Genomic DNA, 26,831 nt, shown 5'->3' on the forward strand with positions numbered 1-26,831 from the left:
CACTATGTTCAATCCTGACAAATACCGTTCAGTTACCTGGCTGAAAGGCGGGCGCGCTTTCCCTGCGCTCGACTGCTTTGGCATCGTTAACGAAATTCGGCGCGATCTGGGCCTGAAGCCCTGGCCTGAATTCACGGGGGTCACAAAAGACGATAACGGCCTCGACCGGGAGGCGCGCGGGCTGATGACCGACCTGCAACGTTGCGATCCTGCGCCGGGCGCGGGCATTGCCTGTTACTCCGGCTCTGTGGTTACGCATGTCGCGATCGTCGTGGAGATTGACGGCATGCTGCATGCTGCCGAGTGCAATCCCCGCACTAACGTGACCTTCCTGCCGCTGGCGCGGTTTGCGCGCCGCTTTGTCTGCCTGGAGTACTATCAGTGACGATACGAATCTTTCCTTCCCGGCTGCCTGGCGAGCCACTGGAAACCCACCTTCATGAAACGCTGACAATCAGCGCCTGGTTGGCACAGAACGTTAAGGGATGGACGCCAGAGCAGCAGCACCCAATAGCGGTGGAAATTGCCGGTGTTCCTGTTCCGCCAGTTGAGTGGCCACTGTGCACTATTCGCCCTGACAGTGATGTCAGGATGTATCCGGTGCCTTACGGCACCGGTGTGGAAATTGCGCTATGGGCCGCTGTTGCTGTTGCGGTAGCTTCTGCGGCGTACTCACTTTACATGATGAGTACTATGCAGACGGGGGCCGCCAGCCAGCCAGGCAGCGGTGACCAGCTCGATCTCAACCCGGCGAAAGCCAACATGGCAAAACTCGGTGACCCGATTCGGGAAATCTTTGGCCGGTACCGCGTCTGGCCTGACTATGTCATGCAGCCGGTCAGCCGCTTCGTTGGCGAAACCAGCTTCGTTACCAGCATGTTCGTCGCTGTTGGCGTTGGAAATGTTTCTTTGCCTAAATCGGATATCAGAATAGGTAACACACCAATTTCTGCCTTCGGTGATGATGTGACTTACACCCTCTATCCCCCCGGCGCGGACGTTTCTTCCGACAGCCGGACAGAGAACTGGTACAACTCCGGCGAAGTTGGCAACACCACATCAGGTACCGCTGGCCTGGATCTGGGCTCGAGCGGACCACAAACTGTCGGTATTAGCGCGGACGCGGTACTGGTCAGTGGCAACACCGTTACGCTCATATCAACGGGTAGCAGCGATGAAGATTCGGACGTACCGGAATCATGGGCTGCAGGCACAATTATTACTATTGAGGCCCCTGCCTCATGGAGTGTCTCGAACTCGGGCGGTTACAACGTTATTTACGGTGAAATGGACGAGCTGTCCCCGGTGGTGGGCATGCCAGTTAATCTGGGCTTCAACAATACTGATTATGATCTCGTGATAGCAAGTTACATCCCAGGGGTTGCTGCTGTTCCAGGCGTTGGCGGATCTGCGGCAAGTGTTCTGGCCAGCGCAGCCCCTTCGGTTTACGATTACTCCACAGCGCCGGTGACGTTCAATATTACGTGGCAGGGAACAACGTGGCCGGTGTCGCTGCTGACAAACTATGTGACCATGAGCGGGCTGGTTTCAACAATAACATCTCAGCTGACAGGCTCCGGGTTGATCGCGCGCGACAACTCGGGTCGAATCGAAATTACTGAATCTTCCAGTCCCTTCTCAGGCGATACAATTACTCACAGTACCCTGCCACAATCTGCGTTTGGGAATACGCCAGTCAGCACACCGGGCGTTAAATCTTCTGGCGGAACACCTGAAGTTCGCGCCCATATTACGCTCGCCTACAACAGCGCTACCGGCAAGCCGTTCACAGGGATCCCGGCGGGTACACAGCGCATCTCAATTGGCTACGCCGACAACAAGTACCGGATTACTGACGTGGACAGCCAGACCATTACTGTCGAGCGCGTTTTAATTTCCCAGGTACAGCAGGGGATCCCACCTGCCACAGTTGAAGTAGTGACCGTTGACAGCACATGGCCCGGATTTACTGACCGTACTTTACTGGATGCCAGTATTACCGGGGTAAATGATGACTATGACTGGGTAGGCCCGTTCCTCGTTTGTCCTGATGGTGAAACCACAACCCGGTTTGAAGTGAACCTCAATTTTCAGAACGGGCTGGTTAAGTACAGCGATAAAGGGAACAAGAAGAATAAGACCGTTGAGATCATCATCCAGTATCGGGATGCGACTACTGCTGGTGAATGGACTGAACAGGTGTTGAGCTGGAGGAGGAAAACCGAAAATCAGATAGGGTTTACCCGGGCATTCGCCGTTCCTGCAGGACAGTATGAAATCCGCATGAGAAGAAAGGAGCCGGTAGCCGGCGGCAGTACGCGCGATCAGGTTTTCTGGCAGGCGCTTCGCTCCAGGTTGTCGTCGCGCCCGCGTCGCTATCCAGGTATCACGACAATGGCTCTGACTGTCAGGACCGGTAACCGCCTGGCTGCGCAGTCAGACCGGCGTATAAACGTCACTCCCACCCGACTTTATGACGGGCATGCCTCACGCACGATCAGCGGGGCGCTGTACCACGTTCTCGAATCACTCGGCTTTAAGCCGGAACAGATTGACCATGCAGCGATCGATTCGCTGGAGCAGAACTACTGGACGCCCCGCGGTGAGACGTTCGACTGGGCAACCGGTGATAGTAAATCAGCACTGGAAGTGCTGAAGATCATCGCCGGGGCGGGGATGGGCTACGTCCTGCTGTCAGATGGCCTGGTGTCCGCCGGGCGTGAAGGGGTGAAAAACTGGACGGGGATGATCACCCCGCAGGAAACTACCGAAGAACTGCAGACCGCGTTTAAGGCGCCGAGTCAGGATGATTACGGCGGGGTCGATGTCACCTATATCAATGGCACTACGTGGGCTGAAGAAACTGTTCAGTGCCGGTTGCCCGGAAACCCGACTCCCGTCAAGGTGGAAGATTACAAACTGGAAGGGGTAGTAGACAGGGATCGGGCATATCGGATCGGCATGCGTCGGTTGCTGGGTTATCGGCTGCAGCGCCTGCAGCACACCACAACCACTGAAATGGATGCGCTATGCTACCAGTTTATGGATCGCATCATCCTTGCTGATGACATTCCTGGCAGTCAGACCCTAAGCTGCCTAATTACAGATATGAATTGGGACAGCACAGCGATCACGCTGACGCTCAGCGAGCCACCGGACTGGAGCTTTCCAAATCCACGCGTGGTGATCCGTCACCAGGACGGCCGGGCATCGGCGTTGCTGGTTCCTACGCGCATTGATGATTACACGCTACGTATTCCGTACAGTGCCGCGCTGGCGCCAGAGGATTGGGAGATGGACAGTCCATATATTGAGCCGCCGCGCCTCCTGTTCTGTTCAACATCCCGCGTGGGATATGACGCCCTGCTTGGGGAGATTGCCCCGGGCAGCGACGGCACCAGTAGCGTTACTGCTATTCAGTACCATCCCGGCAAATATCAATACGACGACGCCAGTTATCCCGGTGACGCCACGTAAACATCAAAATAACTGATAACCCGCTTCGGCGGGTTTTTTTATGCCCGGAGCGAGCATGACAATCTATTTCACGAAAAATCCATTGGGTTCTTCCAGTCCGTACGATCTCTTCGATAATTCGCAGAACTTTGACACAGCAGTTAACAGCATTACTGCGGCTATATGGCAGGATCGCTTTGGGAAAAATCGCCTGACTTGGTATGGTATCGAATCTCTCGCAATGCAATCGATGCTTAATTATGGCTATATCACGGCGAAATCTTTTGAGCAGGGTTATACCCTCCACACTCCTAACACTGTTCTGCAGCTCGAAAGCAATGGCGAATACTACCGCTGGGATGGAGACTGGTCGCAGCCCAAAGTTGTCCCGCCTGGTTCCACTCCGGAAAGCGCGGGCGGAATCGGGCCGGGAAAATGGGTTGGGGTTGGAGATGCTTCGTTAAGGGCGGATTTAAAAAAGCAGACCGGGGCGGCTCTGATTGGCATTGACAACGGGCGAACCCAGCAGGATAAAAACCAGGAGTTCAGAACGATACTGGACTATCCAGGGGCATCATCTCTTGAACGAGCTACCGCGATGATTGCGGGGGTAGGGTATGTACGACTGGCAAACGGTGAGCATGAGTTTACCACTGGCACCCTGGATGCGCCTCTGTATTTCGATTATGGCGCCTATATCACTATACCTGCTGGCAATACGCTGACAATCACCGGAAATATTGAGTCGCCCAAGCAATACATATTTCGTGGTGATGGCTCTGTTTTATTGCGTAATGATGAGGACAGCGGTGAAGATTCACATGATGTCCACGCCTCCTGGTTTGGTGTTGTGCCTGTTAATGACGCCGGTGTAGATCAGGCACCGGCACTCGCAAAGCTGTTTGCATCGCTGGACAATTCACGCGAAGGCTCCGTCGATTTCGATAGCGGTCGTTATCCGATAGGTTTCGGACTGATAGTGCCGCGGGCAACATGGATACGCTGCCTGGGATCGCGTCGTACTATTTTCGAGGCGCTGGGTAATGGTTATGATTTATTTACCGCCCAGGCTAATGGCGTACGCTTCTCTGGCATGCAATTTGAGCTTTCCGATAATTTCCCTACGATCTTCCGCAGTTCGGGTTGGTTTATCAACTCTAACCAGCAACTGGTTGAGCTGGATGATGTATGGGTGGGGAAGGCCTCAAACAGCATCCTTCTCTCCGGAGGGAAATCCACTGCCAAACAGATCCGGGCCACATTTGATGAAGGTGTTGATGTAGGTGCGAACTCATGCGTTATCTGCGTTGAAGGCTCTGATGCCCTCGTTGAAGATGTGATGGTGGTTGGTGACGGCCTTGGGCCAGCGGCAATTGTCAGCGTCGGCGGTCAGGGGGTTAACAATATTACCTCAGCAACCGTGACCGGTGTTCGCAGCAACTGCAAGTCCATTCCCGTCAGCATTACGGCTAAATCAAAGCAGATCAGCGGCGTGAAGGTCAATGATATTAACTGCAGGGGATTATCTGGTTTCGAGGCGCCTGCCGTCGTGAGCATTGAAACCACAGGGACAGGCTCTGTAGATGGCGTGTCGATCGACGGGGTTATGGCTAATGATAAGGTTATCAACGGGATCAGCATCAAGCAGGGTGGTACGGGGGCTACCCGGAGGATATCAGTCTGCAATACTAAGGTTCTCGGTGGTACCGGCGTCGGTGTAAGGCTCGAGCGTGTCGCTGGAACACTTGATGGCATCATAGTAGATCAAACCGTCGATGTGCTGGGGGTTGCCACGCCATTCCAGCGTATTGGCACCATGAACAACGTATCCTTGTCTCCTGGCGCAATCAAGGATACCAATTTCCCTATCAGTTACGATGCAACCGTTGCCGATGATGCAGTATTTTCAGTTTTCATGCCTGCTTCTGCGTTTACCGGATTTTTGATGGTAAGCATAGGCCCGGCAGAATACCTCATCGCCATCGCGCGAGCTGTTTCGGTGGCGCAAATCACCTCAGTAAGCAAATCATCTGGTGTTGATGTGAGCACGCTCGTTCTGACGGGCACAACCGGCACGGACGGAAAGATTACCGTAAGCTCAACTGCCGGGGCAATCTACGTCGAGAACAGATCCGGAACTTCACAGCGCATCAGCGTAACACTGATGTATGGAGCTAAGTAATTCCTAAGATATAGAACCGCTCACTTAATCTTGATCTGCACCCTCTTTAAAACTACTGTATAAATACACAGTAAAATAAAAAGGAGGGTTTATGCCACGCAGAATCGATATTGAGGGTGCTTTTCGCACAGCCATTAAAGACGAGCCCAGCGGGCGCCGCACGGTGACTACTGAGGATTTCGTGAAGCACCTGGCCCGCGCTAACTGGAACTGGTCGCTTAAAGAGGCGAACGACTGGATCGAGAGCCACGTTTCGACCTTTAAAGACATTTCGCCTAACGAGGGTCAGGCGCGCACCTTCATGCTCTACAACCCTAACGGAGGGCTGTGACATGGGCTTCCCTTCACCAGCTGCTGATTACGTAGCACCACGTTTATCTCCGGAAATTATCTGCGGTGTCGGCAACGATACTCGCATCTTGGAAACGTCTTCCGGGTTTGCTGTTATCGAACCTGTTACCCGACTGGTGCAGGGACAGATTCTGCTGATCCTCAGTGGGGGGCAGACACAATTCGCACGTTTTCTGGGAAAAGCGTTAATCACGGAGGACGGCGAGGCGATAGAAGGCGACGCAGCGGAAGAAGTCGAGGTCATGGGCAGGGTGACTTTCTTCATCAATAGTACAGACACAGATGACGTACCCACCATCTGAAGTATTGGAGGTCATCAAATCCAATAAATTATGTTCTGCAAAACTATTTTTTAATATCCAAAAATCAATAGCTTAAATAGGTGATATTTATCGGTAATTTCCGAAATGAATTTCAAGGAAATTTCTTATTTATCAGCCTGATAATTTAATATCAGAATGCTACCGGTCTGGTACATGGATATCGACACCGAAGTGCGCTTTAAGGCGGGGGATCAGCAGCAAAATATCAATACCCGTCTGGACCCGTGGGTGTTTATGTTCTCGGCGGGATACCGCTTCTGACAAATAAGAAGGCCCCGAGGGGCCTTTTTTTATTTACTTACGCCCTAACAGCAGGCCAAGAACAATACCCACCGCACCCGCGGCAATCAGGCCGGTAAGGGGGTTATTTTTCACCGCGTCGGTCACATCAGTAACAACGTCGCTTGCCTGTGCAGCATATTTGCGCCCGGCACCCTTCAGCTGATGTTTTGGCGAATCAACGGCCTCGCCAAACTGCTGCTGTGCAGCACCGGCGAATTCATCCAGTTTGTTCTTCGCTTTTTCACCTGCATATTGTGCATCATTATCAAGATTTTGGTCTGACATAACGTTCTCCTTTTGTAGTCAATGTAAAGCATAGACTCAACAGGGATATCCTGGAGAAAATGGGATTAATACTTAAGAAAGGGTGGCCTGGCGCCACCCTCTTATTATTTTTGGATGAGATAGCGGATGGTGGGCCCATCCTGTTGGATATCCAGTACCGTATAGCCGTGGTTTCTGGCGTCCACGGGAATATTGTTGATGGATTGAGGGCAGTCGCTCACCACCTCCAGGATCTCGCCCTTTTTCAGTTGCGGCATCGCCTCAAGCGTGGCAACCGCCGGGTAGGGGCAAGGTTCGCCCAGCATATCGAGGCGGTAGTCGGGAACGATCGCTTTCATGCGGCTTCCTCACGAATGTCAGTTTTCATGGCAGCGCGGCGGAAGAAGCGTTTCTCCTGCGCCAGCACCAACAAAAAGGCGACCAGCAGCAAAATGTAGGTCACCAGCAATCCACCCAGCGGGCCAAAGGTGTTGAGAAGATTAACCTTGTCCCAGTTGGTCGCCAGCGCGGGGGATAAATCATCCCACCAGTAAGCCAGCAGGGTCGAGCCAATCACATTACCCAGACCAACCCACCAGTAGTGCACCTGGCCTTCCACCGCGCGGTACATCCACCCGGTCTCGCACCCGCCCGCCAGCACAATCCCAAAGCCAAACAGTAGCCCGCCGATCACGGCGTTCGGCCCGGCCCACATGATTTTAGGCGCGACACCCAGCTGGACGTAGCTGAAGATCCCGATGGCGCTCACCGCCATCCCGGCGATAATCGCCTTCGCCATCATGGTGCGTCCGGTGATCCACATATCGCGAAACGCGGAGGTAAAGCAGATCTGCGCCCGCTCGTTAAGCAGACCAAATCCGACACCGAACAGCATCGCCAGCCCGAGCTTCGGCTGGTTTAGCGCGGTACAGAGCGCTCAAGCCAGCATGCCGAAGAAGACCAGCATCCCGAGACGAAAGCGACGACGGGCCTGATCCGGCTTCTGCGTTAACGGCGAGGCCGCGCTCACTTTTTGCATTTTGACCGGAATACGGAACAGGGGCAGCAAGGTAAAGCGCGCGCCAAAGTACGAGCCGACGGCGGTGGCGAGCGCAAAAAACCAGGCGTGGAGGGAGAACTGCGGGATCCCGGTAAAGAAAGCCGCGAGGTTACAGCCCATCGCCAGGCGCGCACCAAACCCGGCGATGATACCGCCAACCACCGCCTGGGCGATGCGGATCCGGCTGTGCGGCATGCGCAGCTTGACGTTGTTGGCCCAGAGTGCGGCAGCGAAACAGCCGCCGAACATACCGATGATCATCATGCCGTCGATGCGTGTCAGTGGGGAGCCATCAAGGTGAATGAGTTTGAAGTAACCCCACGCTTCGGTGTGAACACCTGCCAGTTGCAGCAACTGTCCGCCCCAACGGGTAAATTCACCCGTAACCGCCCAGAAAGTGCCGGTGATGCCAAAATAGTAGGTGGAGAGGATCCCGGCAGCGATAACGGCAGGAACAGGTGACCAGAACTTAATTAAATAAGTCTGCTTAAAATATTGCCATGACATAGTTAAGCCTCTGAACTCAGAAGGTTTAAGGAGGAAGTGTTATAAAACGTGAGGATGATACGCCGGGAAACGCGATTGAAAAGGATTAACTGCGTTAAAGATCGAAGGGATCAATTTATGCGTGAAGCCGCCTGGTAAAAAACCAGACGGCGACTCTTTTACTGCGGACGGGTTGCGGCTTTCATGGCGCTGACAAAGGCTTTCAGCTCGCTCAACATCTGTTCAGGCTTATCGACATTGTTCTCAATAATTTTGACGATTGCTGAGCCGGAAATCGCCCCGGTCGCCCCGGCGCCCAGCGCCGCGGTCACCTGCTCAGGCGCTGAAATGCCAAAGCCCTGCAGTGGCGGTGCGGCATTGTACTCCGTCAGTTTTTCCACCAGATGGTGCAGCGGCAGGGCGGCTTTGTTCTCCGCACCCGTCACCCCGGCGCGGGACAGCAGGTAGGTATAGCCGCGACCGTGGGAGGCGATCTGGCGCAGCAGGTTATCATCGGCATTCGGTGGGCAGATAAAGATCGGCGCAACGTTGTGCCGCATCGCCGCCTGGCGGAACGGAGCCGACTCCTCGACCGGGACATCGGCGACCAGCACGGAATCCACGCCCACGCGCGCGCACTCGGCGTAGAACTCATCGATACCGCGGTTAAAGACCAGGTTGGCATACATCAGCAGCCCGATGGGAATGGTCGGGTATTTCTGACGAACCGTCGCCAGCATCTCAAAGCATTGGGTCGGGGTCACCCCTGCGGCGAAAGCGCGCAGGGTAGCGGCCTGGATGGTTGGGCCGTCGGCCAACGGATCGGAGAAGGGGATGCCCAGCTCCAGCGCGTCTGCGCCCGCTTCAACCAGGGCGTCGATGATTTTCAGCGACTGCTCAGGAGAGGGGTCGCCCAGCGTGACGAAGGGAACAAACGCGCCTTCCTTGCGGGCCTTAAGTTCAGCAAACACGTTATCGTAACGTTCCATCAGATTTCCCCTCGTGCTTTCAGAATATCGTGAACGGTGAAGATGTCTTTATCACCGCGACCGGAAAGGTTGACCACCAGCAGCTGCTCTTTTTCCGGGTTCTCTTTGATCATTTTCAGGGCATGGGCGAGGGCGTGGGAAGACTCCAGTGCCGGGATAATCCCCTCCTTACGGCACAGGGTCTTGAACGCCTCCAGCGCTTCGTCATCGGTAATCGAGACATACTCGGCGCGACCGATGCTGTTCAGGTGTGCGTGCTGCGGCCCCACGGACGGGAAGTCCAGCCCGGCAGAGATGGAGTACGACTCTTCAATCTGGCCTTCGTCGGTCTGCATCATCGGCGCTTTCATGCCGAAGTAGATGCCTACGCGGCCATGCTTCAGAGGCGCGCCGTGTTCACCGGTTTCAATCCCGTGACCAGCAGGTTCAACGCCGATCAGCCCCACACGGGTATCGTCGATGAAGTCAGCAAACATGCCGATGGCGTTTGAGCCGCCGCCCACGCAGGCGATCACCGCATCCGGCAGGCGACCCTCTTTTTCGAGGATCTGCGCTTTGGTCTCTTCGCCGATCATGCGCTGGAATTCACGCACGATGGTCGGGAACGGGTGTGGGCCCGCGGCGGTACCGAGCATATAGTGGGCGTTTTCATAGTTACCGGACCAGTCGCGCAGCGCCTCGTTACAGGCATCTTTCAGGGTGGCCGAGCCACTGTGCACCGGGATCACTTCCGCACCCATCAGACGCATACGGAAGACGTTCGGCGACTGACGCTCAACATCTTTTGCCCCCATGTAGATACGGCATTTCAGGCCGAGCAGGGCGCTGGCCAGCGCCGACGCCACGCCGTGCTGACCGGCCCCGGTTTCGGCAATGATTTCGGTTTTACCCATCCGTTTTGCCAGCAGCGCCTGCCCCAGCACCTGGTTGGTTTTATGTGCGCCGCCGTGGAGCAGATCTTCACGCTTCAGATACAGGGTGGTATTCGTCCCCTCTGTCAGGTTGCGGCATTTGGTCAGGGCCGTAGGGCGTCCGGCGTAGTTTTTCAGCAGGTCGGTGAACTCAGCCTGGAAGAGCGGATCTTTTTGCGCACTCACGAACGCCTCTTCAAGCTGGCGCAGGGCGGGCATCAGGATTTGCGGCACATACATGCCGCCAAACTCACCAAAATAGGGATTTAATAATGTGGTCATCTTCTCTTCCTTAATATGCACGCAGCGTTTTGAACACCGAAGCCAGTTTGCTGGCATCTTTTATGCCCGGCTGCGACTCAACGCCTGAATTAAAATCGAGACCTGCGCAGCCCGCTTTGGCGGCTTCAACGCAGTTATCGGGGCTTAAGCCCCCGGCGAGCAGGACGTTATCCAGCTTCTCGCCGTTGAGCAGTGACCAGTCAAAACGCTGCCCGGTTCCGCCCTGGCCGTTATCCAGTACATACTTATCAACATGTCGCAGTGTGCGAGGCGGCAAGTTTTCGGCCACGCTCAGCGCTTTCCAGATTTGCACCTGCGGTTTTAGCCTTTCACGCAGGACATCGATATACGCCTGGTCTTCGCTGCCGTGCAGCTGAACGGCGGCGAGGGAAAGCGACTCTGCCGTGGCCGCCACCTGTTCGATGGCACCATTGCGGAAGACGCCCACATACTGTAACGGGGCGGCGGCGATCACTTCGCGCGCCTGCGTTTCGCTGACGTTACGCGGGGAGGCGTCAACAAAGATCAGCCCGCCGTAAATGGCGCCCGCTTCATAAGCGGCGGCAGCATCCTGTGGACGCGTCAGGCCGCAGACCTTGTTCTCCCCCAGCAGCACGCGACGTACCGCGGCGCTGAGATCGTCCTGCTCCATCATCGCCGACCCAATCAGGAAGCCGTTGGCGAAGTGGCTCAGCTCGCGAACCTGGGCATAACTGTTGATGCCGGACTCGCTAATCACCGTTACGCCTGCGCCCAGACGCGGCGCCAGTTGGCGGGTGCGGTTCAGGTCGATGGAGAGATCGCGCAGGTCGCGGTTATTGATCCCGACCACTTTTGCCTCGAGGGCGATAGCGCGCTCCAGCTCCTCTTCGTTGCTCACTTCGGTCAGCACACCCATGTTCAGGCTGTGCGCGACCGCGGCAAGCTGGCGGTACTGTTCATCGTCCAGGACCGAGAGCATCAGCAGGCAGGCGTCGGCCTGATAAAAACGCGCCAGCCAGATTTGATACGGGTCGATGATAAAGTCTTTGCACAAAATCGGCTGCGGCGCGATGCCGCTGACGATGGGCAGAAAATCAAAACTTCCCTGAAAATATTTCTCATCGGTCAGCACCGAAATAGCCGAAGCGTGGTGCTTATAGATGGCGGCGATCTTCGCCGGGTCGAAATCGTCGCGGATCACCCCTTTCGACGGGGAGGCCTTTTTGCACTCCAGGATAAATGCGGTGCGCGCGCCCTGCAGGGCCTCATAAAAACGACGGCTGCTCGGTACCACGTCATTCTGGAAACTGGCGAGCGGCTGCTGCTGTTTCCGCGCTTCAACCCAGATGGCCTTATCGGCAACGATTTTCGCTAATACGGTCTGCATTGTTTACCCTCTTGCCGCAAGTGCGGTCACTCGGTCATAGGCTGCGCCGGAGCGCAGCACATCAATCACTTTTTGCGCGTTGACCTGTAAATCCTCTTCGCCGTGCAGACGCATCAGCATGGCGACGTTAGCGGCGACAGCGGCCTCATGCGCTGGCTCACCTTTACCTTGTAACAGGCGGGTCAGAATGTCACGGTTTTCTTCCGGGGTGCCGCCCGCAAGTTGTTCCTGGTGATACGGGGTTAAACCAAAGTCTGCTGCGTCAAGCTGATAGTTTTTGATTTCACCGTTGTGCAGTTCGGCCACCAGCGTTGGCGCATGGAGCGAGACTTCGTCCATCCCGCCGCTGTGAACCACCGCTGCACGCTGATAACCGAGCACCCGCAGGGTTTCGGCGATCGGCAGCACCAGCTCCGGGCTGTAGACGCCAATCAGTGCCAGCGGCGGGTGCGCCGGGTTGATCAGCGGCCCGAGCACATTAAACAGGGTGCGGGTCTTCAGCTGCTGACGCACCGGCATGGCATGGCGGAAGCCGGTGTGATACTTCGGCGCGAACAGGAAGCAGACGCCCAGCTCATCCAGCGCATCGCGGGATTTCTCCGCGTTCATGTCCAGATTAATACCGAAGGCGGCCAGCAGATCCGACGAGCCGGAACGGCTGGAGACGCTGCGGTTGCCGTGCTTCGCCACCTTCAGCCCACAGGCAGCAGCGACAAAGGCGCTGGCGGTGGAGATGTTGATGCTGTTACTGCCGTCACCGCCGGTACCGACGATATCAGCGAAGAGGTAGTCCGGGCGCGGGAACGGGGCGGCGTTTTCCAGCAATGCGGTGGCGGCACCGGCAATCTCCTGCGGCTGTTCACCGCGCACTTTCATGCTCACCAGCGCGGCGGCCAGCTGCTCCGGCTTCAGCTCGCCGCGTACCACGGCGGAGAAGAGCTGGTGGCTCTCCTGCTGGCTCAGGGTCTGCGCCTGATAGAGTTTTTCCAGAATCGGCTGCAGGGTGTTGGTCTGCTCCAGTTTCTGCAGCGCCCAGTTCAGGGTCTGCTCCAGCAGGCGCGCACCCTGGGAGGTCAGAATGGATTCCGGGTGGAACTGCATCCCGCAAACCCGGTCCGCGTCGTGACGCACCGCCATCACCATCCCGTTGTAATGGGCGTTAATGGTCAGGCCCGCCGGGATATTGCTGCCCACCAGCGAGTGATAACGCGCCACTGGCAGCGGGTTCATCAGCCCGGCAAACATCGCCTGGCCGTCGTGTTCAATGCTGGAGGCTTTCCCGTGCAGGATCTCACCGGCCTGGCCGACGTAGCCGCCATAAGCCTCTACAATCGCCTGATGGCCCAGGCAGATACCGATGATCGGCAGCTTGCCGCGCAGGCGGGTCAGCAGCTCCGGCATACAGCCTGCTTCGCTCGGCGCGCCAGGCCCCGGGGAGAGCATCAGCACCGGGTTTTGCATGGTGGCCAGACGGTCGATTAAGGTCTGGGCCGGGACATGGTTACGGTAAATCACCACGTTGTGACCGTTAGCACGCAGCTGATCCGCCAGGTTATAGGTAAAGGAGTCGATATTATCGAGCAGCAGAATGTCAGCCATCAGAAAATCTCCTGTGCGTGATGGGCAGTCGCAATGGCGCGCAGTACCGCGCGGGCCTTGTTACGGGTTTCGTCAGCTTCAGACTGCGGAACGGAGTCGAGAACGATGCCCGCGCCCGCCTGGACGGTGGCAATGCCTTCTTCAACGTAGGCGGAGCGGATCACGATACAGGTATCCAGATCGCCATGAGCGGTGAAGTAGCCCACCGCGCCGCCGTAGCTGCCGCGACGACGGCCTTCGGCCTCGGCAATCAGCTGCATGGCGCGGACTTTCGGCGCGCCGCTCAGGGTGCCCATGTTCATGCAGGCGCGGTAGGCGTGCAGCACGTCCAGATCCTGACGCAGCTCGCCCACCACGCGGGAGACCAGATGCATCACGAAAGAGTAACGGTCCACTTTGGTTAAGTCGGCGACGTAACGGCTGCCCGGAGTGCAGATACGCGCCAGGTCGTTACGGGCCAGGTCCACCAGCATCAGGTGTTCGGACATCTCTTTCTGGTCGGTACGCATCTCCAGTTCAATGCGGCTGTCGAGGTCGCGATCCAGGGAACCGTCGGCACGACGACCGCGCGGACGGGTACCGGCAATGGGATAGATTTCAATCTGACGGTTGGTGGCGTCGTACTTCAGGGAGCTCTCCGGCGAGGCGCCGAACAGGGTGAAATCATTGTCCTGCATAAAGAACATGTACGGGCTGGGGTTGCTCTTTTTCAGCACGTCGTAGGCCGCCAGCGGCGACGGGCAGGGCAGGGAGAAACGGCGGGACGGCACCACCTGGAAGATCTCGCCTGCGCGAATGGCTTTCTGCATCTGGCGCACCACCGCGCCGTACTCGTCGTCCGTCTGGCTGACGTCGCAACGCATCTGCTCTACGTGCTGCACCGGCAGTTCCGGCGGGGCTTCATTCATCTGCTCCTGCAGCTGGGCGATGCGCTGTTCCAGGCGCTGCTTCTCCGCCAGTAACGGGGTAAACAGGCTGGCCTGAATGCGGGTGTATTTTTTCTGGTGGTCGATCACCAGTAAGGTTTCTGCCAGATAGAAGCAGTAGTCCGGACAGCGGTTGCCCTGCTCCAGCTCGGGCAGCTCTTCGAAACCGGCCACCAGATCGTAGGCAAACAGCCCGCCAAAGAACATCGCTTCGCGCTCGCTTTCCGGCACGTTCACCAGGTTTTGCAGCAGGCGGAAGGCATCAAACACTGACAGAGAACAGAGGCGGGCATCTTCATCCAGCAGTTGGCTCACCGGCGGGAAGTGCAGGATCCGCTGGTCCGGGCGATGTTCGTTCTCAATGCCCGCGGGCAGGACATCGTCCAGCAGCGACAGCAGGGCCGCACCGTTTTCAGAAAGTGCCTTCAGGGTGACGGTGTTGCCCAGAGCGGTGATGCGCAGGGCGCTGTCAACCAGCAGCAGGCTTTTCAGATCGTCTTTACTGTCGATATCCGCCGACTCCAGCAGCAGCGTGGCAGGACGCGCGCCGCACACCTGATGGAACAGGGCTGTGGGATTATGGCGATACGCCGCCTCACGGGTCAGCAGTTCAAGGTTCGGTTTGGCTGTTTGCATTATGTTGTTCTCTTTATTCTGTTCATAAAAAAGCCCGCTCAGTGGCGGGCCAGGTATCTGTATGCATGACGCAGACGTACGACACTGCCCGACAATTCAGGAGGTGCGCCACCAGCTATGCAGAGAAAAATGTGCGGTCATTTCCAGATACCTCGTTGAGTGAACTTGCGTACTAGTTAACTAGTTCGATGGCTTATTGTCAACCCCCCGATTTCAGAATTTCACCACATGCCGTTATGATGGCGGCGCAGATATTGACGAGCAGTGACGGGAGCCGCTTTGAGCGACACGAATTACGCAGTGATTTATGATTTACACAGCCATACTCAGGCCTCCGATGGCCTGCTTACGCCTGAAGAGCTTGTCCATCGTGCCCATGAGATGCGCGTGGGTACGCTGGCCATTACCGATCACGACACCACCGAGGCCATTGCGGCCGCGCGGGCGGAAATTGCCCGCAGCGGATTGCCTCTGACCTTAATCACCGGCGTGGAGATTTCCACCGTCTGGGAAAATCACGAGATCCATATCGTCGGGTTAAATATCGATATTGAGAACCCGACCCTCTGTGCGTTCCTGGATGAACAAAAGATGCGGCGTGTACAGCGGGCAGAGATGATCGCCGAACGTCTGGAGAAAGCGCATATTCCCGGCGCGTGGGAAGGGGCCCTGCGTCTGGCGAATGGCGGGGCGGTGACCCGCGCCCACTTTGCCCGTTTTCTGATTGAAGCCGGGAAAGCAAATAACATTGCAGATGTGTTTAAAAAATATCTCGCCCGCGGGAAAACCGGATACGTTCCTCCCCAGTGGTGTACAATAGAACAAGCTATTGATGTCATTCATCATTCTGGTGGTAAGGCGGTACTGGCCCATCCGGGGCGGTATAACCTTTCCGCCAAATGGCTGAAACGTCTGCTGGCTTACTTTGCCGAACACGGCGGAGAGGCGATGGAAGTCGCTCAGTGTCAGCAGGCACCCAACGAGCGCAGTCAGCTGGCTGAATATGCCCGCCAGTATGGACTCCTTGCCTCCCAGGGCTCTGATTTTCATCAGCCTTGTCCCTGGATAGAGCTGGGACGCAAGCTCTGGTTACCCGCTGGCGTCGAGCCGGTGTGGCACCTCTGGGAGCAGCCAACGCCAATTGAAGAGAGGGTAGTATGAGCCAATTTTTTTATATCCATCCTGACAATCCGCAGCCGCGTTTGATTAATCAGGCCGTGGAGATCGTGCGTAAGGGTGGCGTTATTGTCTATCCAACTGACTCAGGCTATGCGCTGGGCTGTAAGATCGAAGACAAAAACGCGATGGAGCGTATCTGCCGGATCCGCAACCTGCCTAATGGGCATAACTTCACCCTGATGTGTCGCGATCTCTCTGAGTTATCGACCTACTCCTACGTGGATAACGTGGCGTTTCGGTTGATCAAAAATAACACGCCGGGTAATTACACCTTTATCCTCAAGGGGACGAAAGAGGTGCCGCGTCGCCTGCTGCAGGAAAAACGCAAAACCATCGGGATGCGCGTGCCGTCAAACCCGATTGCTCAGGCGCTGCTGGAGACGCTCGGCGAGCCGATGCTCTCCACCTCGCTGATGCTGCCGGGCAGCGACTTTACGGAATCCGATCCCGATGAGATCAAAGACCGCCTGGAGAAACAGGTTGAGCTGGTGATTCACGGCGGCTATCTCGGCCAACAGCCGACCACGGTGATCGATTTAACGGAAGATGCCCCGGTTGTGTTGCGTGAAGGGGTGGGGGATGTAAAACCTTTCTTGTAATCGCCTTCTGAAGGGGCCATTGAATTCGCATTATTTTTGCTGCTTTAATGGCCCTGATATTTCTGCTCCGTCTATTTCGTTACGCCTTCCTTTAAGAAGCTTCTTGCTATTATCTGAAAATCCGTCTCTTGCTGGATGAATCTTACCCCTGCCTGAAAATGTTGATGTAGGATAAATGAATATTCGTATGGGTATGGCTATGTCGCTATCGGCGTTAAGGTTTATCGCACTCTGACACAACCCAAAGACAGAGCACACCTGCATGCGGTTGTCGCTGGTGTGGGCACAATGGATAAGGCTTGTTATGGCAATAATCAAATTGCTGGCGCTTAAGATAAGTAAGATTGTTTACTTCCTGATATTGATAGTGCTCACGGGACATCTGCTGCCAGAGCCAGAATCATATATTAATTACGATCTGGCAGTGGATATTGCTTTGTTTATGCACGGCAATGAAAGCGCTGACTCCATGTTTGACGCTTATACCGGTATAGATTTATCTATAATACTTTTCATTGTTGTTTTTTGTTACCTTTCAACCATGAAGGTAATTACAAATCCAAAAAAATAGAATGCTTATCCCTACGCCTGGATAACTAAAAGTGTATGGCTGCATCTTTCAAAAGAGAGATAAGTTGTCATATGCCTGGAATGAGTGCACCCGGCATAGCGCAATCTGACCGTCCGCTCTGTACGAGGGCTCATCACAGCCGGATTCAATTCATGTTCCTTTAGGTTATGAGCACCAGAACTTCGCCATTCAAAACTTGTTGAATCATTTAGTCTAAAATTCATGTAGTATGTGCGGCCATGAATCACTGGGCGAGACGTATTGTCTGCCATTATGTGTGCTGTGAAAGATTTACAGATCATTGAGTTAAGGCCGAATTGCCCTTAACTCCTTGTTTTCGAATGTATACCAGACGCCTGTGAAGGCGACACCTGAAGGAAGCTCAATGAGCGAGAAATTACAGAAAGTGCTGGCCCGCGCCGGCCACGGTTCACGCCGTGAAATCGAAACCATTATCGAAGCAGGACGTGTCAGTGTGGACGGTAAAATCGCCACGCTGGGCGACCGTGTGGAAATCGTACCAGGCCTGAAAATCCGTATCGATGGTCACCTGATCTCGGTGAAAGAGTCTGCCGAGCAAATCTGCCGCGTACTGGCTTACTACAAGCCGGAAGGCGAGCTCTGCACCCGCAACGATCCAGAAGGTCGCCCAACCGTATTCGACCGCCTGCCAAAGCTGCGCGGTGCGCGCTGGATCGCTGTAGGTCGTCTGGATGTTAACACCTGTGGCCTGCTGCTCTTCACTACCGACGGTGAACTGGCAAACCGTCTGATGCACCCAAGCCGTGAAGTAGAGCGTGAGTACGCGGTTCGCGTGTTTGGTGAAGTTGACGACAATAAGATCCGTGAACTCTCCCGGGGCGTGCAGCTCGAAGATGGCCCGGCAGCGTTTAAAACCATCAAGTTTACCGGTGGTGAAGGTATTAACCAGTGGTACAACGTCACCCTGACCGAAGGCCGTAACCGCGAGGTGCGTCGCCTGTGGGAAGCCGTTGGCGTGCAGGTTAGCCGCCTGATCCGCGTTCGCTACGGTGACATTCTTCTGCCGAAGGGGCTGCCACGTGGCGGCTATACCGAGCTGGATTTAACCCAGACCAACTATCTGCGTGAGCTGGTGCAGCTGGCGCCGGAAACCTCCTCGAAAGTGGCGGTAGAAAAAGATCGTCGCCGTATGAAAGCGAACCAGATCCGCCGGGCGGTCAAACGTCACAGCCAGGTCAGCGGCAATAATCGCCGCTCTGGCCGCCGTAACAACAACGGCTAAAAAAACAAAACCCGGCCTGGCCGGGTTTTTTGTTAATAGTCGATGCCGATTTGCGCTTTAACGCCTGCATCAAAGGCGTGTTTCACCGGGCGTAACTCGCTGACCGTATCTGCCATCTCCATAAGATCCCGATGACAGCCGCGCCCGGTAATAATCACCGTCTGGTGCGCCGGTCGGTTGTTCAGCGCATCAACCACTTCCTGTAACGGTAAATAGTCGTAGGCCACCATATAGGTGATCTCATCGAGCAGAACCATATTCAACGTGGTATCCGCCAGCATGCGCTTTGCATGCTCCCAGACCGCCAGGCAGGCCGCGGTGTCAGTGTCGCGGTTTTGCGTGTCCCAGGTAAAGCCGGTCGCCATAACCTGAAACTCTACACCCTGCGGCTCCAGCAGATTACGCTCGCCGTTAGGCCACTCGCCTTTAATGAACTGGATCACACCCACCTTTTGTCCATGCCCGACGGCACGAGTGGCGGTACCAAAAGCGGCAGTGGTTTTACCTTTGCCGTTGCCGGTAAAGACAATAATAATTCCGCGCTCATCCGTCGCTGCGGCAACGCGGGCATCGACCTGCTCTTTCAGGCGCTGCTGGCGCTGCTGATGACGTTCATCACTCATTGCGATATTCCTGGTTTACGGCCGGGTTGGGCATCAAAGGTCATGCCGGTTTTCCGGCGGCTGTCGTCGCCCATCAGCCATAGATAGAGCGGCATGATATCGGCAGGGGTTTTCAGTTTCAGCGGATCTTCTGTCGGGAACGCGCTGGCGCGCATGCTGGTGCGTGTCCCGCCGGGGTTGATACAGTTTACGCGCAGATGGCGGCTCTGATATTCCTCGGCCAGGACCTGCATCATCCCTTCGGTGGCAAATTTCGAGGCGGCATAGGCGCCCCAGTTAGCCCGACCCTGACGCCCGACGCTGGATGAGGTAAACACCAGCGAGCCGGAATCGGACTTCAGTAATAAAGGAAGCAGTGCCTGGGTAAGGAAGAAGGTGCCGTTAACGTTGACCTGCATCACCTGCTGCCAAATCTCTGGGGTTTGCTCCTCCATGGGCCGCACTTCGCCAAGGAAGCCCGCATTATGCAGCACCCCGTCCAGACGTGGATACTCAGCGGCAATGTGCTCAGCAAGTTCCCGGCAGCTCTGTGGGGTACAGGTTAACAGGTCGAGAACATATTCGCGGGTCGGCGCGCAGCCTTCACTGGCGATCGCCTGCGCGACGTCGCGCAATTTATCTTCATTACGTCCCAGCAGAATCAGGCGCGCACCGTGGCGGGCGTAGGTCAGCGCCGCTTCGCGGCCAATGCCGTCGCTGGCTCCCGTGACCAGAATAATACGGTTTTGCAGTAGATCTTTTTTCGGTTGATAGTGCAAGGTCACTCCTCTGGCGCGCGTTGGCGCGGCCCATGCTGTGCGGTCTCTTTTCGGCTTTATGCCCGAAAGCGTGGCTGATTACAATCAGTCTACCGGAGAGTTCGCTGTAAAATTAACAATTTGCAAATATTTCATCCATAAATAAACATTTCTGAAGAGGGCTCGCAAGGGTATCGTCAGGTAAGAGACGCCTGGTGAAGGCTGTTGTACACTGGGTGTGAAAACAAGTGGTTAAACCAAGGTGGACGCGTGGAATTACTTTCTGAGTACGGTTTATTTCTGGCCAAAATTGCGACGGTGGTGATTGCCATTGCGGTGATCGCCGTTCTGATTGTTAACCTGACGCAGCGCAAACGTCAGCGCGGTGAGTTGCGCATTACCCGCTTAAGCGAGCAGTACACTGAGATGAAGGAAGAGATGTCAGTGGCGCTGCTTGATGCGCATCAGCAAAAGCAGTGGCACAAAGCGCAGAAGAAAAAGCACAAACTTGACGCGAAAGCGGCAAAGCAGAAAGCAAAACAGGAACTCCATCCGGAGGTGGCAAAGCCGCGGGTCTATGTGCTGGACTTTAAAGGCAGCATGGACGCCCATGAAGTCTCCTCCCTGCGCGAGGAGATCACCGCGGTGCTGGCGGTGGCAAGGGCCGAAGATCAGGTGGTGCTGCGTCTCGAAAGCCCGGGTGGGGTGGTGCATGGTTACGGGCTGGCCTCTTCACAGCTGCAACGTTTGCGTGACAAACATATCCCGCTGACGGTGGCGGTGGATAAGGTCGCTGCCAGCGGCGGTTATATGATGGCTTGCGTGGCCGACAAAATTGTCGCGGCGCCTTTCTCTATTATTGGTTCGATTGGCGTGGTGGCGCAGATCCCTAACTTCAATCGTTTCCTGAAAAATAAAGACATCGATGTCGAGCTTCACACGGCGGGCCAGTACAAGCGCACGCTGACCCTGCTGGGTGAAAACACCGAAGAGGGGCGACAGAAATTCCTTGAAGATCTCAATGACACCCATCAGCTCTTCAAAGGGTTTGTGAAGCAGATGCGACCCACGCTGAATATCGACGAGGTCGCCACCGGCGAGCACTGGTACGGTACTCAGGCGCTGGAAAAGGGGCTGGTCGATGAGGTGGGAACCAGCGACGATCTGCTGCTGTCGCTGATGGAGGGCCGCGAGCTGGTGGGCGTGCGCTATACGCGCCGTAAAAAGCTGATGGACCGCTTTACTAACAGCGCCGCAGAGAGCGCGGATCGTCTGCTGCTGCGCTGGCTACAGCGAGGGCAGAAACCGCTGCTGTGAATAAAAACGCGAGGCATTTGCCTCGCGTTTTTGCATCAATCGACCAGGTGGTACTTCTCAGATAAGACATGGGCGAGGTATTTAAACATATTAAATACCGCCGTGCTGCGCGGGGTCGGTAATCCCTGCTCATCAAGAAAGTACTCTCCGCTGAACACCAGCACACCATTGCGCTGTTCAACGCCAGTGGCTTCGATCCCTGCCATGGTGTCGTCATGTTCACGAATGAGTTTATTTGCTTCAGCAAGCAACGTTTCACGGTCAATAGGTTGGGTATTTTGCTGCATTATCCACTCCTTAAACAGTGATATTAGTCTACGCCGCCGCGGTCCCGGGAGCAAATTTTCCCCGTTTTGCCCCCTCCAGGGCAAGAGGTACAGCGCTGGCGTGATTTGCTTTTGCATGCTAATAAAGTTGCGTAACGGATTTTATCAGGTAGAGTGTGCGCTTTCGTCATTCTGGCAACAGATTTGCTTGACATTCGACCTAAATCTCGTCGTGTGGTTATACTGGAGCGAGAAAAATCGCGTCAACTCAACTGCTTATGTGATGTCGATTTTATGACTGAACGGCAAACGGGGTTGATATCCACTCGTGGCGTCGTTATATAAATGTCTCGTCGCCAGTGGAAGGTGAACTCACGCGACGTATTCCTGGAAGAAACAAATTAGGTAAAGGTGAATATGGGTAAAGCTCTCGTTATCGTTGAGTCCCCGGCAAAAGCCAAAACGATCAATAAGTATTTGGGTAGTGACTACGTGGTTAAGTCCAGCGTCGGTCATATCCGCGATCTGCCGACCAGTGGCTCAGCCAAGAAGAGCGCCGACTCTACCTCCACCAAAGGGGCCAAAAAGCCTAAAAAGGATGAACGTAGCGCGCTCGTAAATCGCATGGGAGTTAACCCATGGGATAACTGGCAGGCACAGTACGAAGTACTGCCGGGTAAAGAGAAAGTCGTCTCCGAGCTGAAACAGCTGGCGGAAAAAGCCGACCACATCTATCTCGCAACCGACCTTGACCGCGAAGGGGAGGCCATTGCATGGCATCTGCGGGAGGTGATCGGGGGCGATGACACACGCTATAGCCGCGTAGTGTTTAACGAAATTACAAAAAACGCGATCCGCCAGGCGTTTGAAAAGCCGGGTGAGCTGAATATCGACCGCGTCAACGCTCAGCAGGCACGCCGCTTTATGGACCGCGTCGTGGGTTACATGGTTTCTCCACTGCTGTGGAAAAAGATTGCGCGTGGACTTTCCGCAGGCCGCGTACAGTCTGTTGCCGTGCGTCTGGTGGTTGAACGGGAACGCGAAATCAAAGCGTTCGTGCCAGAAGAGTTCTGGGAAGTTGACGCCAGCGTGACCACGCCGGGCGGCGACACCTTGCCGCTGGAAGTTTCGCACCAGAACGATAAGCCGTTCCGTCCTGAAAATCGCGAACAGACCATGGCCGCGGTAGCGCTGCTGGAAAAAGCGCGCTATCAGGTACTGGATCGTGAAGACAAACCGACCAGCAGCAAACCTGGCGCACCGTTTATCACCTCCACATTGCAGCAGGCGGCCAGCACCCGTCTGGGCTATGGCGTGAAAAAAACCATGATGATGGCGCAGCGTCTGTATGAAGCGGGTCACATCACCTATATGCGTACTGACTCTACCAACCTGAGCCAGGACGCCGTCAACATGGTGCGTGATTACATTGGCGACAATTTTGGTAAGAAATACCTGCCGGAAAGCGCCAATCAGTACAACAGCAAAGAGAACTCCCAGGAAGCGCACGAAGCGATTCGTCCTTCTGACGTCTCTGTGCTGGCGGAATCCCTTAAGGATATGGAAGCCGATGCGCAAAAACTGTATCAGCTGATCTGGCGCCAGTTTGTTGCCTGTCAGATGACCCCTGCGCAGTATGACTCCACCACGCTGACCGTCGGCGCGGGCGATTTCCGCCTCAAGGCGCGTGGCCGTATCCTGCGTTTCGATGGCTGGACCAAAGTGATGCCTGCGCTGCGTAAGGGTGATGAAGATAAAACCCTGCCAGCGGTCAACGCCGGGGATGAACTTACCCTGGTTGAACTGACCCCGGCCCAGCACTTTACCAAGCCGCCGGCACGCTTCAGCGAAGCCTCGCTGGTGAAAGAGCTGGAAAAACGTGGTATCGGTCGTCCGTCGACCTATGCGTCGATCATCTCGACCATTCAGGATCGTGGCTATGTGCGCGCGGAAAACCGCCGTTTCTATGCGGAGAAAATGGGTGAAATTGTCACCGATCGCCTGGAAGATAACTTCCGCGAGCTGATGAACTACGATTTTACCGCGCAGATGGAAAATAGCCTGGACCAGGTGGCTAACCATGAAGCCGAGTGGAAGAAGGTGCTGGACAGCTTCTTCAGCGACTTCACCAAGCAGCTGGATAAAGCGGAAAAAGACCCGGAAGAAGGCGGTATGCAGCCGAACCAGATGGTGCTGACCAGCATCGACTGTCCGACCTGCGGCCGTAAGATGGGGATTCGTACCGCCACGACCGGTGTCTTCCTCGGCTGCTCAGGCTATGCGTTGTCCCCGAAGGAGCGCTGCAAAACCACCATCAACCTGGTGCCGGAAAACGAAGTGCTGAACGTGCTGGAAGGCGACGATGCGGAAACCAACGCATTACGCGCCAAACGCCGCTGCAATAAGTGCGGCACAGCGATGGACAGCTACCTCATCGATCCGAAACGTAAGCTGCATGTCTGTGGTAACAACCCGACCTGCGACGGTTACGAGATTGAAGAGGGTGAGTTCCGCATCAAGGGTTATGACGGTCCGATTGTGGAATGCGAGAAGTGTGGTTCTGAAATGCACCTGAAAATGGGGCGTTTTGGTAAGTACATGGCCTGCACCAATGACGACTGCAAAAACACGCGTAAGATCCTGCGTAACGGTGAAGTGGCACCGCCGAAGGAAGATCCGGTGCCGTTGCCGGAGCTGCCGTGTGAAAAATCCGATGCGTACTTTGTACTGCGTGACGGTGCTGCGGGCGTCTTCCTGGCGGCGAACACCTTCCCGAAATCGCGTGAAACGCGTGCGCCGCTGGTTGAAGAGCTTTACCGCTTCCGCGATCGCCTGCCAGAAAAACTGCGTTATCTGGCCGATGCACCGCAGCAGGATGCAGAAGGTAATAAGACCGTTGTGCGTTTTAGCCGTAAAACCAAGCAGCAATATGTCGCTGCTGAGAAAGAGGGTAAAGCCACCGGCTGGTCAGCATTTTATGTTGACGGCAAATGGGTTGAAGGCAAGAAATAGCCTTAATTTACGCTAAGTTACCTCAAAAGGGCCGGTATTCCGGCCCTTTTTTATTGCCGGGTTATTATTTTTTGTTCCGGGCTATACAGCAAAGATATAAGTGATATAGTGGTTATAGTTAACCCTTTCTTTATTATCAAATCGTCTTAAGCGATTGCCCGTGTGCGCTAAATCGGATGGTCTGGCATGAAACTACAGCAGCTCCGCTATATCGTTGAGGTGGTCAACCACAACCTTAACGTCTCCTCCACCGCAGAAGGTCTTTACACTTCGCAACCCGGCATCAGTAAGCAGGTACGCATGCTCGAAGATGAGCTGGGGATCCAGATTTTCGCCCGCAGTGGCAAGCACCTTACCCAGGTGACGCCAGCAGGTCAGGAGATTATCCGCATCGCCCGCGAAGTGCTGTCGAAGGTCGATGCCATTAAATCCGTTGCCGGAGAGCACACCTGGCCGGATAAAGGCTCGTTATATATCGCCACCACCCACACACAGGCGCGCTACGCGTTGCCAGGGGTGATCAAAGGCTTTATCGAGCGCTATCCTCGCGTCTCGTTGCATATGCATCAGGGCTCGCCGACGCAAATTGCCGAAGCGGTCTCCAAGGGTAATGCGGACTTTGCCATCGCCACCGAAGCGCTGCACCTGTATGACGATCTGGTGATGCTGCCGTGCTATCACTGGAACCGTTCGATTGTGGTGACGCCGGAACATCCGCTGGCGGCAAAAACGTCGGTGTCCATTGAAGAGCTGGCGCAGTACCCGCTGGTGACATACACCTTCGGCTTTACGGGCCGCTCGGAACTCGATACCGCCTTTAATCGCGCGGGGCTTACGCCGCGGATCGTCTTTACCGCCACCGATGCCGATGTCATCAAAACCTACGTGCGGCTGGGTCTTGGCGTCGGGGTTATTGCCAGCATGGCGGTGGATCCTGTTGCCGATCCGGATTTAGTGCGTCTGGATACCCAGGGCGTATTCGGCCACAGCACGACCAAAATTGGTTTCCGCCGTAGCACCTTCCTGCGTAGTTATATGTATGATTTTATTCAACGATTTGCGCCACATCTGACCCGTGACGTGGTGGATACGGCGGTGGCGCTGCGCTCTAACGAAGATATCGAAGCGATGTTCAAAGATATCAAGCTGCCAGAAAAATAATAACCTCCGGTATCTTTCCTTCGGGAGAGATACCGTTATTTCTCTTAAGACCTGAATTAAATCCCTCCGATCTGCTTTCATTTCTCACAATAACCATAACGTTACGGCGTTTTTTAATGAGTCAGTTGTAAAAATGTGACAAAAATAGAAAATATTTTGCCGCTATGCAAATCCCACGTTTCATTTATATATTTCCGCTCAAAAGATTAACTATTTCACACCAGACGATTCGTAAATTCACTGGATCTTCGACTAAAGTTTCTTTAGGATTTATCTCAACTACGATTACTTATAGCAATTGTTTGGTATTCAAATGATAAGCGAAATCGATTGTATGGGGTTAGCAATGCCGTCAGGACGTCACGAGCCGCAAAGGGACCCAGGACTTAAGCGCAAAGCCTGGCTGGCGGTGTTTCTCGGTTCCACCCTGTTTTGGGTAGTGGTGGCTTTACTTATCTGGAAATTCTGGGGTTAAGCATGGCGGTTCAGGGGCGTAGTGAAGCAGTGAAGACTGTATGTCAGCAGCGTGACACGCGTCGCAAAGTCCGTAATGGATCTGCAGATAACGTCCCGGCATCCTGGAAGCTGTCGCCTGTACAACAAGCCTTCATTGATCTCTTCGCAGAAGACGAAGACAAAAAACAATAATTCTTATTATCAGCGCTGAGCGATAATAATCCGATGCGCTTTTGTACTCTTTAATAAATACACATCAGCAATACCGAACTGAGACAAACTCAGCGAGCAATAAATTAATAAAGCGTGGTGCCGCAATGATGAATAATATATCCGGAGCTAAATACTGGTCGTGGATGGCCGCCTTTTCCCTCTCGATCCTCTTCTGGTGCCAGCTAATCTGGCTCACCCTACACTGAACGATGAAAGCCTCGCGCCCGCGGGGCTTTTTTATGCCTTCTTTACACACTGAATTTGTCCATTTGAGTTGTTATCAAATCGTTACGATGATGATGTGTTATCTTTAATTA

Annotated in this window: 24 protein-coding genes, 2 pseudogenes and 1 other annotated feature; of the genes and pseudogenes, 15 read left to right on the forward strand and 11 right to left on the reverse strand. The window is 55.0% G+C overall.

All coding sequences use genetic code 11. The features are described 5' to 3' along the window. Nucleotides 1-4 precede the first annotated feature (4 nt). The 6 genes and pseudogenes from DVA44_RS10320 to DVA44_RS10345 all read left to right on the forward strand — a co-directional run. The gene (locus DVA44_RS10320) at nucleotides 5-385 is read left to right on the forward strand and encodes a CHAP domain-containing protein (RefSeq protein WP_114386618.1); all 381 of its coding nucleotides are present in this window, start codon (nucleotides 5-7) and stop codon (nucleotides 383-385) included. Beyond that, nucleotides 382-3,477 carry a host specificity factor TipJ family phage tail protein gene (locus DVA44_RS10325; protein ID WP_114386620.1) on the forward strand — a complete coding sequence of 1,032 codons (3,096 nt, stop codon included), beginning with the start codon at nucleotides 382-384 and terminating at the stop codon, nucleotides 3,475-3,477. The genes DVA44_RS10320 and DVA44_RS10325 overlap by 4 nt, the downstream gene beginning before the upstream one ends. 55 nt (nucleotides 3,478-3,532) lie before the next feature. Next, nucleotides 3,533-5,638 (forward strand): hypothetical protein, encoded by a 2,106-nt coding sequence (locus DVA44_RS10330; RefSeq protein ID WP_114386622.1) that lies wholly within the window; start codon nucleotides 3,533-3,535, stop codon nucleotides 5,636-5,638. Between the two features lie 91 nt (nucleotides 5,639-5,729). Then, complete coding sequence (locus DVA44_RS10335) at nucleotides 5,730-5,969, forward strand: DNA polymerase V (RefSeq protein ID WP_114386624.1); 240 nt, start codon at nucleotides 5,730-5,732, stop codon at nucleotides 5,967-5,969. 1 nt (nucleotide 5,970) lies between these two features. Next, nucleotides 5,971-6,291 carry a hypothetical protein gene (locus DVA44_RS10340; RefSeq protein ID WP_114386626.1) on the forward strand — a complete coding sequence of 107 codons (321 nt, stop codon included), beginning with the start codon at nucleotides 5,971-5,973 and terminating at the stop codon, nucleotides 6,289-6,291. A gap of 159 nt (nucleotides 6,292-6,450) precedes the next feature. Then, a pseudogene (locus DVA44_RS10345) lies at nucleotides 6,451-6,573 on the forward strand (OmpW family outer membrane protein); the annotation flags it as partial. 33 nt (nucleotides 6,574-6,606) lie between these two features. Here the strand turns inward: DVA44_RS10345 and DVA44_RS10350 are convergent. The 8 genes and pseudogenes from DVA44_RS10350 to DVA44_RS10385 all read right to left on the reverse strand — a co-directional run bounded on the left by DVA44_RS10350 (nucleotide 6,607) and on the right by DVA44_RS10385 (nucleotide 15,116). Continuing rightward, complete coding sequence (locus DVA44_RS10350; RefSeq protein ID WP_103179906.1) at nucleotides 6,607-6,879, reverse strand: YqjD family protein; 273 nt, start codon at nucleotides 6,877-6,879, stop codon at nucleotides 6,607-6,609. Between the two features lie 104 nt (nucleotides 6,880-6,983). Beyond that, nucleotides 6,984-7,217, reverse strand: a complete 234-nt coding sequence (gene yedF / locus DVA44_RS10355) for a sulfurtransferase-like selenium metabolism protein YedF (RefSeq protein ID WP_114386628.1) — start codon at nucleotides 7,215-7,217, stop codon at nucleotides 6,984-6,986. Then, a pseudogene (yedE, locus tag DVA44_RS10360) lies at nucleotides 7,214-8,425 on the reverse strand (selenium metabolism membrane protein YedE/FdhT). Before yedE ends, yedF begins: the two are co-directional and overlap by 4 nt. 158 nt (nucleotides 8,426-8,583) lie before the next feature. Next, entirely contained in the window at nucleotides 8,584-9,393 is an 810-nt protein-coding gene (gene trpA, locus DVA44_RS10365) for a tryptophan synthase subunit alpha (RefSeq protein WP_114386630.1), read from the reverse strand. Then, entirely contained in the window at nucleotides 9,393-10,586 is a 1,194-nt protein-coding gene (gene trpB / locus DVA44_RS10370; protein ID WP_103179902.1) for a tryptophan synthase subunit beta, read from the reverse strand. The genes trpA and trpB overlap by 1 nt, the downstream gene beginning before the upstream one ends. A gap of 10 nt (nucleotides 10,587-10,596) precedes the next feature. After that, nucleotides 10,597-11,955, reverse strand: coding sequence for a bifunctional indole-3-glycerol-phosphate synthase TrpC/phosphoribosylanthranilate isomerase TrpF (trpCF, locus tag DVA44_RS10375; protein ID WP_114386632.1), 1,359 nt, complete (start codon nucleotides 11,953-11,955; stop codon nucleotides 10,597-10,599). Nucleotides 11,956-11,958: 3 nt separating this feature from the next. Beyond that, nucleotides 11,959-13,554, reverse strand: a complete 1,596-nt coding sequence (trpD, locus tag DVA44_RS10380) for a bifunctional anthranilate synthase glutamate amidotransferase component TrpG/anthranilate phosphoribosyltransferase TrpD (protein WP_103179900.1) — start codon at nucleotides 13,552-13,554, stop codon at nucleotides 11,959-11,961. After that, nucleotides 13,554-15,116, reverse strand: coding sequence for an anthranilate synthase component 1 (locus DVA44_RS10385; protein ID WP_114386634.1), 1,563 nt, complete (start codon nucleotides 15,114-15,116; stop codon nucleotides 13,554-13,556). Before DVA44_RS10385 ends, trpD begins: the two co-directional genes overlap by 1 nt. A gap of 24 nt (nucleotides 15,117-15,140) precedes the next feature. Then, nucleotides 15,141-15,236 (reverse strand) — a sequence feature (Trp leader region). Nucleotides 15,237-15,395: 159 nt separating this feature from the next. On the opposite strand from DVA44_RS10385, the gene rnm reads away from it, so the two are divergent. The 4 genes from rnm to rluB all read left to right on the forward strand — a co-directional run bounded on the left by rnm (nucleotide 15,396) and on the right by rluB (nucleotide 18,729). After that, complete coding sequence (gene rnm / locus DVA44_RS10390; RefSeq protein ID WP_114386636.1) at nucleotides 15,396-16,277, forward strand: RNase AM; 882 nt, start codon at nucleotides 15,396-15,398, stop codon at nucleotides 16,275-16,277. Next, complete coding sequence (locus tag DVA44_RS10395) at nucleotides 16,274-16,894, forward strand: L-threonylcarbamoyladenylate synthase (RefSeq protein WP_103179897.1); 621 nt, start codon at nucleotides 16,274-16,276, stop codon at nucleotides 16,892-16,894. Before rnm ends, DVA44_RS10395 begins: the two co-directional genes overlap by 4 nt. 304 nt (nucleotides 16,895-17,198) lie before the next feature. After that, nucleotides 17,199-17,465, forward strand: coding sequence for a hypothetical protein (locus tag DVA44_RS10400; protein WP_114386638.1), 267 nt, complete (start codon nucleotides 17,199-17,201; stop codon nucleotides 17,463-17,465). Between the two features lie 385 nt (nucleotides 17,466-17,850). Then, a complete protein-coding gene (gene rluB / locus DVA44_RS10405; RefSeq protein ID WP_114386640.1) occupies nucleotides 17,851-18,729 on the forward strand; it encodes a 23S rRNA pseudouridine(2605) synthase RluB in 879 nt (292 codons plus the stop codon). Between the two features lie 32 nt (nucleotides 18,730-18,761). Here rluB and cobO read toward each other — a convergent pair whose 3' ends face one another. After that, nucleotides 18,762-19,352, reverse strand: a complete 591-nt coding sequence (cobO, locus tag DVA44_RS10410) for a cob(I)yrinic acid a,c-diamide adenosyltransferase (protein WP_114386642.1) — start codon at nucleotides 19,350-19,352, stop codon at nucleotides 18,762-18,764. Then, nucleotides 19,349-20,110: a YciK family oxidoreductase gene (locus tag DVA44_RS10415; protein WP_114386644.1), complete on the reverse strand. Its 762-nt coding sequence runs from the start codon at nucleotides 20,108-20,110 to the stop codon at nucleotides 19,349-19,351. The genes cobO and DVA44_RS10415 overlap by 4 nt, the downstream gene beginning before the upstream one ends. Before the next feature lie 249 nt (nucleotides 20,111-20,359). On the opposite strand from DVA44_RS10415, the gene sohB reads away from it, so the two are divergent. Next, nucleotides 20,360-21,406 carry a protease SohB gene (gene sohB, locus DVA44_RS10420; protein ID WP_114386646.1) on the forward strand — a complete coding sequence of 349 codons (1,047 nt, stop codon included), beginning with the start codon at nucleotides 20,360-20,362 and terminating at the stop codon, nucleotides 21,404-21,406. Nucleotides 21,407-21,441: 35 nt separating this feature from the next. Here sohB and DVA44_RS10425 read toward each other — a convergent pair whose 3' ends face one another. Continuing rightward, nucleotides 21,442-21,693 (reverse strand): YciN family protein, encoded by a 252-nt coding sequence (locus DVA44_RS10425; RefSeq protein ID WP_103822247.1) that lies wholly within the window; start codon nucleotides 21,691-21,693, stop codon nucleotides 21,442-21,444. A 396-nt stretch (nucleotides 21,694-22,089) separates the two neighbouring features. Here DVA44_RS10425 and topA point away from each other — a divergent pair, with 396 nt between their 5' ends. The 4 genes from topA (at nucleotide 22,090) to ymiC (ending at nucleotide 26,720) form a co-directional block, all read left to right on the forward strand. After that, nucleotides 22,090-24,684 carry a type I DNA topoisomerase gene (gene topA, locus DVA44_RS10430; RefSeq protein WP_114314733.1) on the forward strand — a complete coding sequence of 865 codons (2,595 nt, stop codon included), beginning with the start codon at nucleotides 22,090-22,092 and terminating at the stop codon, nucleotides 24,682-24,684. Nucleotides 24,685-24,870: 186 nt separating this feature from the next. Next, nucleotides 24,871-25,845 (forward strand): HTH-type transcriptional regulator CysB, encoded by a 975-nt coding sequence (cysB, locus tag DVA44_RS10440; RefSeq protein ID WP_032611190.1) that lies wholly within the window; start codon nucleotides 24,871-24,873, stop codon nucleotides 25,843-25,845. A 334-nt stretch (nucleotides 25,846-26,179) separates the two neighbouring features. Continuing rightward, nucleotides 26,180-26,320 (forward strand): YmiA family putative membrane protein, encoded by a 141-nt coding sequence (locus DVA44_RS10445; RefSeq protein ID WP_220436256.1) that lies wholly within the window; start codon nucleotides 26,180-26,182, stop codon nucleotides 26,318-26,320. A gap of 298 nt (nucleotides 26,321-26,618) precedes the next feature. After that, entirely contained in the window at nucleotides 26,619-26,720 is a 102-nt protein-coding gene (ymiC, locus tag DVA44_RS25980) for a small membrane protein YmiC (RefSeq protein WP_231604113.1), read from the forward strand. The last annotated feature ends 111 nt before the right edge of the window (nucleotides 26,721-26,831 follow it).

Origin of the sequence: Leclercia sp. W17 (genome assembly GCF_003336325.1) — a bacterium.
Classification (GTDB): domain Bacteria; phylum Pseudomonadota; class Gammaproteobacteria; order Enterobacterales; family Enterobacteriaceae; genus Enterobacter.

Bases quoted from the DNA above. Each gene is read 5' to 3' on its own strand.
- DVA44_RS10320 (WP_114386618.1), top strand. From the start codon at position 5: ATGTTCAATCCTGACAAATACCGTTCAGTTACCTGGCTGAAAGGCGGG.
- DVA44_RS10330 (WP_114386622.1), top strand. From the start codon at position 3,533: ATGACAATCTATTTCACGAAAAATCCATTGGGTTCTTCCAGTCCGTAC.
- DVA44_RS10335 (WP_114386624.1), top strand. From the start codon at position 5,730: ATGCCACGCAGAATCGATATTGAGGGTGCTTTTCGCACAGCCATTAAA.
- DVA44_RS10340 (WP_114386626.1), top strand. From the start codon at position 5,971: ATGGGCTTCCCTTCACCAGCTGCTGATTACGTAGCACCACGTTTATCT.
- DVA44_RS10350 (WP_103179906.1), bottom strand. From the start codon at position 6,879: ATGTCAGACCAAAATCTTGATAATGATGCACAATATGCAGGTGAAAAA.
- yedF (WP_114386628.1), bottom strand. From the start codon at position 7,217: ATGAAAGCGATCGTTCCCGACTACCGCCTCGATATGCTGGGCGAACCT.
- trpA (WP_114386630.1), bottom strand. From the start codon at position 9,393: ATGGAACGTTACGATAACGTGTTTGCTGAACTTAAGGCCCGCAAGGAA.
- trpB (WP_103179902.1), bottom strand. From the start codon at position 10,586: ATGACCACATTATTAAATCCCTATTTTGGTGAGTTTGGCGGCATGTAT.
- trpCF (WP_114386632.1), bottom strand. From the start codon at position 11,955: ATGCAGACCGTATTAGCGAAAATCGTTGCCGATAAGGCCATCTGGGTT.
- trpD (WP_103179900.1), bottom strand. From the start codon at position 13,554: ATGGCTGACATTCTGCTGCTCGATAATATCGACTCCTTTACCTATAAC.
- DVA44_RS10385 (WP_114386634.1), bottom strand. From the start codon at position 15,116: ATGCAAACAGCCAAACCGAACCTTGAACTGCTGACCCGTGAGGCGGCG.
- DVA44_RS10395 (WP_103179897.1), top strand. From the start codon at position 16,274: ATGAGCCAATTTTTTTATATCCATCCTGACAATCCGCAGCCGCGTTTG.
- DVA44_RS10400 (WP_114386638.1), top strand. From the start codon at position 17,199: ATGGCAATAATCAAATTGCTGGCGCTTAAGATAAGTAAGATTGTTTAC.
- rluB (WP_114386640.1), top strand. From the start codon at position 17,851: ATGAGCGAGAAATTACAGAAAGTGCTGGCCCGCGCCGGCCACGGTTCA.
- cobO (WP_114386642.1), bottom strand. From the start codon at position 19,352: ATGAGTGATGAACGTCATCAGCAGCGCCAGCAGCGCCTGAAAGAGCAG.
- DVA44_RS10425 (WP_103822247.1), bottom strand. From the start codon at position 21,693: ATGCAGCAAAATACCCAACCTATTGACCGTGAAACGTTGCTTGCTGAA.
- topA (WP_114314733.1), top strand. From the start codon at position 22,090: ATGGGTAAAGCTCTCGTTATCGTTGAGTCCCCGGCAAAAGCCAAAACG.
- cysB (WP_032611190.1), top strand. From the start codon at position 24,871: ATGAAACTACAGCAGCTCCGCTATATCGTTGAGGTGGTCAACCACAAC.
- DVA44_RS10445 (WP_220436256.1), top strand. From the start codon at position 26,180: ATGGGGTTAGCAATGCCGTCAGGACGTCACGAGCCGCAAAGGGACCCA.
- ymiC (WP_231604113.1), top strand. From the start codon at position 26,619: ATGATGAATAATATATCCGGAGCTAAATACTGGTCGTGGATGGCCGCC.